This window comes from Synergistales bacterium (assembly GCA_021736445.1).
In the GTDB taxonomy this organism is placed as follows: domain Bacteria; phylum Synergistota; class Synergistia; order Synergistales; family Aminiphilaceae; genus JAIPGA01.
The window spans coordinates 1-10578 of sequence record JAIPGA010000085.1 but is presented as its reverse complement, the minus strand read 5'-3'; the positions used below and the strand labels follow the sequence as shown (position 1 = coordinate 10578).

Sequence of the window (10578 nt, the reverse complement as noted above, 5' to 3'; positions counted from 1 at the left end):
GAGACTACAGGACCGTGGACGCCGTCTACGGCTCGGGGCCCAAGGGCCGGCAGCGGCTGGCCGTGGCGGGTGTCAACACCTCCACGAACAGGTTTACCCTGCGGGTCTTCAGCGTGGACGTCACCGATGGGGATGATCCGCTGACGCGGGCCTTTTCCCTGTCGGCAGACAACAAAAGCCCCACTACCACGCGCGATGAGTCCTTCAACCCCGCCGTGGACATCATCGCCCACGACTGGAACGGCGACCACGTCTCCGACTATGCGAGCGTGTTCCCCCGCGGCACCGCGGACGGGGCGTATACCTACGGCTTGACGGTGAACGACGGGCAACCGGGAGAGAATCCCGGGCCGTTCAGCTCTACGGAGGTCGCCGGGGCCCCCGATTCCAAGCGGTGCGGCCAGCTGGCCCTGGTCGATCTCGATCAGGACGGCCGCAAGGAAGTGGTGGTCCTCGCCAAAGAGGAGGACGGGACGATGCGTCTTCACGCCTATTCCGTGGACAGGGACCTCAACATCACGAAATACGGGAGCAGCTACCAGGTGGCGGCATATTCAAACGCCAACGCCGTCTGCGCCCTGGCTGCCGGCAACAGCGAAAAGGGCGGCAGCGACAAGCTCTACGTCATCCGGCACGCCAACCCCGGACACAATTCGCATCTCTCGCTCCTCAGCGTGACCGGGCAGGGCGGCGACCTGACCTGGAAGGAAGAGGCCACGCATACCGTCAAGAATGGCGGGATAGGCGGACAGAGCGACGCGGATCCCTGGCAGTTCAATCCCGTGGCTTCGCAGCTCGCTGTGGCCGACATCAACGGCGACGGCCGGGACGAATGTTGCGTGATGGGATATGCGACTGGAAGCGCTCCTTACCTCTCTGTCTCTGTCTTTAATGTAGAGGGCGGCGGATTCAAGGGGACGGCGCAAATTGTCGGTTTCGGTGAGATAGGGATCAAGAATGGCGAGTATGTCTACGCCGGCCTGGCGGCAGGCGCCTTCGGCAAGGAGTACAGCACCTGGAACGACCAGGGCAGCGCCGTCCGCCAGCTCGTCACTTTTTACAATTACTATGATGGCCCGGTGGAGGAAGACTTTCTTCCCACGGTCCGTCTCTACACGCCGAATCTGGACGACGGCGATCTGCAGGGGTTCGACAAAGCGGACGAGGTGGACTGGCTTGATCCCGATGACTTTGATCCCCACAAGGAGATGCCCGTTCTCGTCCCGGGGGACTTCGGCGGCGACAGCATCACGCTGGGGACGCCGGCCAAGATCACCATCAAGCAGGACATCCGCCCCATGGTGATCGTCCAGAACCCGCCCAAACACCTGGACTACATCGAAGACGACGATGGAGACGACAAGGCCTGGAACCTTACCAGGCTGGAGTCCTTCTACACCCAGTTCGAGGGGACCCAGAGCGGATCCAACATCGTCAAGACCAGCCAGCGGTACGCCAGCACCTTCGGGAAGAGCACCACCCTCTCTGAGCACATGGGCGTCGACCTGGGTTTTTTCAAAGCCGAGGAGAAGATGTCGGCCACCTTCAGCCATGTGAAGAAGCACGTGGACAAGATGAGCGATGCGCAGTTCAAGGGCAGGACGCAGAGCTACTCCACCACCACCAAGAAGGGCGACGAGCTGAACTACCGGCGGCAGGAGGTGGTGCTCTGGCGCTATCCCGTGCTCGGCGAGACCGACGATCAGGGCAACCCCATCTACTACCAGGTGGCCGTGCCCACGCCGTCGACGCAGCACACCAACATCGGGCGTACCCAGCGGTGGTACCAGCCGCCGCATGTCTGCGGCAACATCCTTACCTACCCCTGGAACAAGGAACTGCTGAAAGCCGGCTACTTCAACGTGGCGGCCAGCGCGGACCTGCTCGCCGACCCCGGTGTGAGCGGGATCTCCGGCGGCACCACCTACGACGTGAAATGGACCGACACGGAAAAGTTCAAGGACGGCGCCACGACGATGGTCGACAACAAGACCCAGACCGACATGTCGGCGAGCATGAGCGGCATGTACGACGGGATCTTCGGCGGTGTCTCGGCCAAGGCCCACTACACCCACGACGAGTGCTTCCAGCACAGCAGGAGCAACCAGAACACCGTCACCGAGAGCACCGGCTTTAGCATCAACGCCAAGGACGCCGACTTCGACGACAGCGGCCTCTTCGGCTACAACTTCCACCCCCAGGTCTACAGCACCGACGTGGGCGCGCTGCTGACCACCTACATGGCCGGTCTCATTGAAGACAACCGTGACTGGTGGGGCGAGCGGTACGGCCGGCACCCCAACCCCGCCCTGGGCCTGCCCCACAACTGGTACGAACACAAGGTCGAGCATCCCACGGGGCGCACCCTCTGGAAGTGGGCCGCAGGACAGCCCAACTTCAACGAGCTGCAGGGGATGTTCTTCTACGACGGCGGCACCAAGCTGGACCATATCCTGGAGCAGGACATCCACAAGACGGTGACCGCCAAGTGCCGGGTCTACAACCTGGCCATCGACTACGACGGGAACGAGAATGGGGTACAGAACCTCGACGTCCAGTTCGCCCACGCCAAAACCAAGGACCCCAAGCAGAGCGAGCTGACCACCATCGGCAGCGACCGGATCTCCATCGGCACCTGGGGCGAGGGCGACAATCCCAACTGGACCTTCGCCGAGGTCACCTGGGATATCAGCAACCTCGACCAGGGCGCCTACTACCTCCACGTCACCGTGGACCCGCTGGACAAGGTCACCGAGATGGCCCACCACGACAACGGCGACAGCTACAGCGACAACCGGGGCTGGTTCGGCCCCGTGGCCGTCTACGACTTCGGCAGCCACCAGAGCGAGAGCGGCGCCCTGAAGACCGCCGTCACCCGGGACCTGCGGGAGCTGGACGGACAGATTGAGATCTCCCCCGACACCACCCTGGTCGGCCGGGCCGTCACCGCCGAGGCGGACATCGAAAACAGCGGATCCAGCCTCGCCCTGGACGTCTACGCCACCTACGTGGACACCGCCCCCGACGGCAGCGAGACCGAGATCGCCGACCTCCACATCCCCATCATCATGCCCGGGGAGAGCGTCCGGCAGCAGGTGCGCCACTTCCCCGAGACGGAAGGCGACCACCGCATCAGCATGGTCATCAACGACTACGGCGAGCGCAGCCCCGACGCCACAGGGAGCTACAGCGTCCTCCCGCCGCTGCATCCCCTGGAGAGCAGCGACATCGCCCCCGGCACCGGGACAGCCAGCACCGACGCCGCCCCCCTGGAGCTGGAAGCCCAGGTCGCCGTGGAAGACAACATCCACCGGCTGACCAGGGCAGGCACCATCCTGGCCCTTGACAGCCTCCGCGCCGCCGCCGTCACCGCCCTCCTGGAAGAAGGCAGCGGCACCGCCGTCTACACCATCACCGGCGCCGACACCAGAGCAGCCACCGTCGGCAAGAAGGGCTTCCTGGCCTACAACAGCAGCGAAGAGCAGTGGGACCTCATCACCCCCGGCGCCACCGGAGCGGCCCTGCAGGTGATGGAAGACGGAAACAATATGATCGTCGCCGTCGACGACGGCAGCGCCTACGACAGCGACCCCACGGAAGGCAGGGTCGCCACCGAACAGGCCGTCCTGGCCTACCAGGGCGCCGCGCCGACACCGGCACCCACCACAGCCCCCACCGCCACACCCACGCCGCAGCCCACGACAGCCCCCACACCGACTGCAGGACCCACCGCAGCCCCGACACCCACGCCGGAACCCGGCCCCGTGCCGGATCCCGAACCCGTGGACAGCAATGACGTCACCCCCGACGAAGGCACCGTCAGCGTGGACATCACGCCCGTGAGCGGCGACGAGCAGGAAGCCATCCAGCAGGGCGCCCAGGACCTGCTGGATGACGGCGAGGCATCCAGCGTGGACGACATCAGAGCCACCAGGGTGAAGGCCGCCATCGGCGAACCCGGCGGGAAAGCCGGCTTCACCATCGGAAACGGAAACAACATGGCAGCCCAGGCCGACCAGCAGACCGCCCTGCTCGTCAGAGACACCTCCACCGGTGAGTGGAAGCGCTTCGCCCCGGGCCACAGCAGCGATGACCTGGACGTCAGCGAGAGCGACAGCGGCCTGAACGTGCGGGTGAAAGACGGCGGCGCCTACGACCGCGACGGCGCAGCCGACGGCAGCGTGGAGACCGACCTGGCCATCGTCACCTACACCGCCGCCGAACCGACACCCGGCGGCGACGGCGGAGGCGGCTGCAGCCTCGGCGGTTCCGCCCTGGCGCTGCTGCTTTTGGCCATCCCCGCCATGGCCATCCTGCGCCGGCGGTAGCACCGGAACAAACGGCAACAGCGTCAGCACGGCAACACCGGAGGGCCGATCCGTCGGCACCGGCGAACCGGCACCGGCGATCCGCCTCACCGATAGACCGCAACAGAGGGAACCATCCGCCCCGGGCCCGCGCCCCGGGCGTGCTGTATTCCGGGGGCCCGTGGAGCCTCTCCGGCGGCTTCCGCGGCGAAAAGGCTTGAGGCATTGGGAAACTTCGACTATAGTTGACGGAAAGGATCTGCACACGAGGCGGGTGATGGTGTCATGAAAGAAGAGCGAATACTGACAGAGGTCGGCACCAACGAGTGGCAGGTGGTGGTCTTCCAGCTGGGGGACCAGTCCTTCGCCATCAATGTGGACAAGACCAGGGAGATCCTCCGCTGGCCCGGCGTGCGTCCCGTACCGAGGGCCCACGAGTCCATGGTGGGCATCACCACGGTCCGCGGCGAGGTGATCCCCCTGATCGACATTCGGATCTATCTGGGGATCGAGAAGCAGGTGCCCCTGGAGGAGAGCAAGGTCATCGTGACGGAGTTCAACAAGATGAAGCTGGGCTTCGTGGTGGACGCCGTGGAGCGGATCTACCGGATCAGCTCCGAGGAGCTCGATTCCAGCCTGACCGGCAGCTTTCTGGGGGAGAACGCCCTCTACGTCATCAAGCGGGAGAACCGGAACATCCTTCTGCTGGACTACGAGCGGATCGTCCAGATGGTGAACCCCACCATCGAGGAGCAGTTCCACGTCAGCGAGGGGGGCGCGAAGGCGAGCAAGGCCATCGGCGACCCCAACGACTACGCCATCCTGGTGGCCGAGGATTCGCCGCTGATCCGGCGCCTCCTGCAGGACGCCCTGGCCGAGGGCGGCTTCCACAACGTGGAGCTGGTGAGCCACGGCAAGGCGGCCTGGGACCGGCTGTCGGCCGGCGAGGATACCTTCCACCTGCTGATCACCGACATCGAGATGCCCAAGATGGACGGCCTGACGCTCACCAGGAAGGTCAAGTCCGGCGACGAGATCGAACCGATTCCGGTGATCGTCTTCTCTTCCATCATGGCTGAGGACATCAAGCGGAAGGCCGTGAGCGTCGGCGCCGATGCGCAGATCACCAAACCGGAGATCGACGAGCTGGTCGACAGGGTCTGTAACCTGCTCGAAGAGAACTATACGAAAAAGGGGTAAAACGATTGGGTCAACTGCCGTACTGGGACCAGGATGTGGAACTGGATATCGCCGCGTGGGTGCCCTACTACTTCTCGCTGGCGCCCTCGTCGCTGCAGTCGGTGCACAGCAGCCAGCTGCGGGACATCGCCGACCTGTCGCTGAACATGGACAGCGAGTTCCTCCTGCTGCGCAGTCTGCGCAGCGGCCGGGTGGGCACGCTCTTTCCGGACCATCTCATCCGTCCCGAGCGCGGACAGGGGCTGGAGCTGGGCTTCGCCATGGTCTTCAGCTATTCCGCCGCCATGGAGAACCTCACCCGGATGCTCGGCGAGGCCGCGGGCCTCAAGGTGGGCCTCACCCTCTGCGGGGTCTGGAACGACGGCATCCTGCTGGACGAATGCAAGGTGATCGTCATCGCCAGCGAGGATCCCTTCTTCGACGACGAGCCCTTTCTGGGGATGCTGCAGGAGGCCCTGCACAGCACAGGCGTCAACGGCGACTCCACGGCCTTCTTCGCCGAGCGGCTGGGCTACCGGCGCTTTTCCATCCCCTACGAGACCGACGACGTGACGGATATGCTGATGGCCAATGTGATCAACTCCTACGAACTGAAGGAGACCCTGGAGATTGTCGGCAGCGCCCCCACCGTCTCGCTCACCGATATGTGGCGGGAGGACGAGGCCTGACCATCGGGGAGAGGTGAGAGGCCGGGAGGCCCCCGGGTGAAACAGGAGGAACCGATGGAGCAGAGACGCCCCGACTGGATGGAGTATTTCATGGTCATCGCCGAGGTGGTGGCCTCCAGAAGCACCTGTCTGCGCCGCAAGGTCGGCGCGGTGATCGTTAGAGACCGGCATATCGTCAGCACCGGCTACAACGGCGCGCCCCGCGGGGTGCGTCACTGCGCCGAGACGGGCTGTCTGCGGGAGCAGCTGGGCATCCCCTCGGGGCAGCGCCACGAGATCTGCCGCGGCGCCCACGCCGAGATGAACGCCATCGCCCAGGCGGCGTCCACCGGCACCTCCACGGAGGGAACGGACCTCTACTGCACCACCGAGCCCTGCTCCTTCTGCTCCAAGGCCATCATCAACGCCGGCATCCGCCGGCTCTACTACGCCCACTCCTATCCCGACGAACTGGCCCGCACCCTGCGCGCCGAGGCCGGCCTGGAGGAACACTGCACCGGCCCGGTCCGCGAGGCGCGGCGCTTTCTCTGCGACGACCCCGAGACGTCCTGAGCGGCGCAGCCGTTCGGGCGAACGATCTATGGAGGTGGATGCATGACCATGGTTCCCGACCGAGAACAGGCGCTGGAGCTCCTCAGGCGCTACAACAAGGACGAAGGCCACATCAACCACGGCCTGGCCGTGGAGGCGGTGATGCGCCATATGGCCGCCAGGAAGGGCGGAGACGAGGACCTCTGGGGCGTGGTGGGACTGCTCCACGACCTGGACTGGGAGCAGACCGAGGACGACCCGCAGCAGCACACCGCCAGGGCGGTGGAGTGGCTCCGCGGGGAGGGCTACCCCGAGGAGCTCGTCCGGGCCGTCCGCTCCCACGGCTGGGGGCTGGTGCAGGACGATGTGCCCCCGGAGTCGGAGATGGAGAAGACCCTCTACGCCGTGGACGAGCTGACGGGCTTTGTCATCGCCGTGGCCCTGGTGCGCCCCAGCCGCTCCACGAAGGACATGAAGCTCAAGTCCGTGAAGAAGAAGTGGAAGGACAAGGCCTTCGCCCGCGGCGTGGACCGCGAGGTGATCCAGAAGGGCGCCGACATGCTGGGGGTCTCCATGGACGAGCTGATCCAGGAGACCATCGAGGGCCTGCGCCCCGTGGAAGAGCGGATCGGGCTGGGAGCATAGCGGCGCCGTGCGGCTCCTTTTCACCGGCGACTGGCACGTAGGGGCCCGCACCTGGGGGATCGACCGCCTGCCCGAGGCCCGGGACGGCCTGGAGCAGCTGCTGGACCAGGCCCGCGAGCACCGGCCGGAGGCGGTGGTGGTCCTCGGCGATATCTTCCACACCTTCCGCTATCCCGGCGAAGAGGCCGTCACCCTGGTGGCGGCCACCATCCGCAGACTGCTGGACCTTCCCTCCCGGCCGGAGGTGCTGCTCCTCCGGGGCAACCACGACTGGGCGGGGGTGAAGGTCTGGGAGATCCTCGACGCCGGCGACCGCCTCCGGATCGTCGACAGCCCGTCGCTGCAGCAGGTGGGCGACGTCGCCCTCTATCTGCTCCCCTACCTGCGGCACCATCAGATCCCCCCCGAGGGGGCCCCCGAAGACCTCCTCCCCACGGACCCCCCGGACGGCAACCCCTCGCTGACCCTTCTGGCGGCCCATCTGGCCCTCGCCGGCACCGTCCCCGGCCTCACGGAGCCGGTGGTGGATCCCGGGCGCGCCGCCGATCTGGGCGCCTCCGCCATGATCTGCGGCCATATCCACCGCCACGGCCCCGTCACCGATGACCCCATCAGCGCCTTCTACGCCGGACCGCTCTACCGCGGCGATTTCGCCGAGGAGGGCCAGGACCTCGGCTCACTCCTGGCGGACAGCGCCGACGGCGTGCTCCGGGCCCTCCCGCTCCGGGGGAGGAGCCTCCACACCCTGCATTACCCCGACGAGGAGAGCATGGCGGCGGAACTCCCCGCCGCCATGGGCATGCTGGAGGACGACAGCTGGGTCCGGATCTCCCTGGAGAGCTGTCCCACCGGCGAGCTGCGTCTGCTGGACCGCCTGCGCGAGGAGGACCGCCGGATCGTCCGCGTCCGGATGGCCCCCGGCGCCGATCCGGAGGGCTCCGCCGAAGCGGAGCGCCCCCGCGCCGAGCTGCACCCCGCGGAACTCTGGGCGCAGTATGTGGCCTCCGAGGAGGACGACGGCCCCCGCAGGGAGCTGGTGACCCGCGCCGGGCAGCTGCTCCTGGACGGCGCCGACCCGGAGGAGGTCTGGGGCTTCCTCCGCGGGCAGGCCGCCGGGGATGAGGAGGCCGGGGGATGACGCCGGAACGGCTGGTGATCCGCGATCTCTTCGGCGTCCGCGAGGCCGACCTGGCCTTTGAAGGCGGTGTTGTCGCCATCGTGGGGCCCAACGGCGCCGGGAAGAGCTCCCTCCTGGACGCCCTGCTGGTGGCGCTCTTCGGCGAGCCCTCGGAGACGCGCACCCGCAGGCTCAACCAGTCCGGCTACGTGCGCGTCGGCGCCGACCGCGGCGAGGTGGCCTTCACCTTCCGCCTCGACGGGGGGCGCTACCGGATCAGCCGGACCTTTTTCCCCGAGAGGAAAGCCCAGAGGATCGCCCTCGCCGAGGAGACGGAGGAGGGCTGGACCCCCCTGGCCTCGTCGGTGAAGGATGCGGAATCCCTCCTTGCCGGTCTGCTGGACCCCTCGGGCGGCGAGGAAGGCCGGGGCATCGCCGCCCTCCGGGAGGCCTTCTGCACCTCCGTGCTGGTCCCCCAGGGGGCGGTGACGGAGCTGGTGGACAAGACCCCCGCCGACCGCTGGAAGGTGCTGGCCGCCGCGCTGGGCCTCCAGGATGAGCAGCGCTTCCGGGAGCGGGCGCAGAAGGTGAAGCAGTCGGCGTCGCAGGAGCTCGCCCGGATCCAGTGGGAGCTGGACCGGCTGCAGCGCGATCTGGAAGGGATCGCGCCCCTCCCGACGCTGCGGGAACGCCGTCGGGAGGCCGGGACGCGGAGCGACCGGCTGGAGCGGGCCCTGGAAGGGATCCGCAAGGCCGAGAAAGCGCGGAGCACCCTGGACGAACGCACCAGGCGCCTCAACGGGGCCCGGCACCGGCGCGCCAGGGCCGAGCGGGACGAGCGCCGCTGCCGGGATCGGGCCTCCCTCTCGGCCGCCTCGGAGGGCCTGCGCACCCTCAGGGAACGGGCCTCCCGTCTGGGACGCGCCCGCAGCGGGGAACGCGAGGCCCGGCAGGCCCTCCAGAAGGAAGAGGGGGCCTTCCGCGAGCAGGATGATCTGCTGCAGGTCTTCCGCGACCACTACAGGAAGCTCAGCGAGGAGAAGGAGAAACAGGCCCCGCTGGCCCGGTACGCCTCCTGTGTCGCGGAGATCCGGTGGATTCACGACGAGATGGCCCATCAGGAAAACGAGAAAAAACGGATGGATGTGGAGAAGGGGCAGATCCAGGCCGAACTGGAGGAGTGGCGCCGCGCCGCCGCGCTCCTGACCCGGGAGGAGCTGCTGGAGAAGCGGCGGCGGGTGACGGCGGAGCACAAAAAGGCCGCCGCGGCGCTGAAGGAGCGGATGGACCGCCTGCTGACCGCCCTGACCGACTGGCTGGAGCTGCTGGCAGGCGACGCCGACGTGGTGGAGCTGCAGACCCTCACCCGCCTCCGGGCCGTTGAGATGGCCCGCACCCTGGCCGATTCCGGCCTCTCCCGGGCGCTGGAGGAGATCACCAACGCCAAGGCGCGCTGCCACCGCCTCCTCAGGCAGGGCCTGGAACTCCACGAAGGGCTCCGGGACCTCCCCGCGGAGCCCCTCCCCGAAGGGTGGCGCACGCTCTCGCGGGAACAGGCCGAGGAGAAGGTGGCGCAGAAGGAGAAGGCCATCCGGGATCGCGTCGCCCGTCGGGATGCGGCCGATCGCGAACTGGTCCGGCTCGACGGGAAACGCACCGAGAACGCCCGCCGTCTGCCCGACCGGGACGAGGCCTTCCTGCGGCGGGTGGAGGCGGCCGCGGCCCGGACCGGGGAGCTGGACGACGAGATGCAGAAGACCCAGATCCGGGGGGGCAAGACCGCCGAGAAGGCCCGGAAACTGGGCGAGCAACGCGACCGCAGCCGGGAGCGCGCCGAACGCGCCGGGCGGGAGCTGGACGAGGCCCGCCGTCTCTTCGACGAGGCCGTCGCCGCCTGGAAGAAGGCCTCCGCCGGGCACAGCTGGTCCCGTGAGGAGCTGCTGCGGGCGCAGCGTGAGGAATTCCTGTCCCTGGAGGAGGGCGAGCTGGAGCGGGCCGCCGCGGAGCTTCAGTCGGCCCGTGATCTGGAGCGCCAGGCCGACGGGGAGCTCCGCGCCTTCCGGGCGGAGCACGCCGAGGAGCCCCCGCGGGCGGTGGAGCTGGAGCGGAC

Annotated in this window: 7 protein-coding genes; all 7 read left to right on the top strand. The window is 67.6% G+C overall.

Features of this window, described 5'->3' with window-relative positions; genetic code table 11:
* The coding region (locus K9L28_10370) for a hypothetical protein (GenBank protein ID MCF7936731.1) at positions 1–4328 on the top strand (4328 nt) is incomplete at its 5' end.
* Between the two features lie 264 nt (positions 4329–4592).
* A complete protein-coding gene (locus K9L28_10365) occupies positions 4593–5507 on the top strand; it encodes a chemotaxis protein (protein MCF7936730.1) in 915 nt (304 codons plus the stop codon).
* A 5-nt stretch (positions 5508–5512) separates the two neighbouring features.
* The gene (locus K9L28_10360; GenBank protein MCF7936729.1) at positions 5513–6175 is read left to right on the top strand and encodes a hypothetical protein; all 663 of its coding nucleotides are present in this window, start codon (positions 5513–5515) and stop codon (positions 6173–6175) included.
* 54 nt (positions 6176–6229) lie between these two features.
* Entirely contained in the window at positions 6230–6727 is a 498-nt protein-coding gene (locus K9L28_10355; protein MCF7936728.1) for a dCMP deaminase family protein, read from the top strand.
* 48 nt (positions 6728–6775) lie between these two features.
* A complete protein-coding gene (locus K9L28_10350) occupies positions 6776–7351 on the top strand; it encodes an HDIG domain-containing protein (GenBank protein MCF7936727.1) in 576 nt (191 codons plus the stop codon).
* 7 nt (positions 7352–7358) lie between these two features.
* Complete coding sequence (locus tag K9L28_10345) at positions 7359–8489, top strand: metallophosphoesterase (GenBank protein ID MCF7936726.1); 1131 nt, start codon at positions 7359–7361, stop codon at positions 8487–8489.
* On the top strand, positions 8486–10578 hold a 2093-nt coding region (locus K9L28_10340; GenBank protein ID MCF7936725.1), incomplete at its 3' end, for an SMC family ATPase. The genes K9L28_10345 and K9L28_10340, both read left to right, overlap by 4 nt.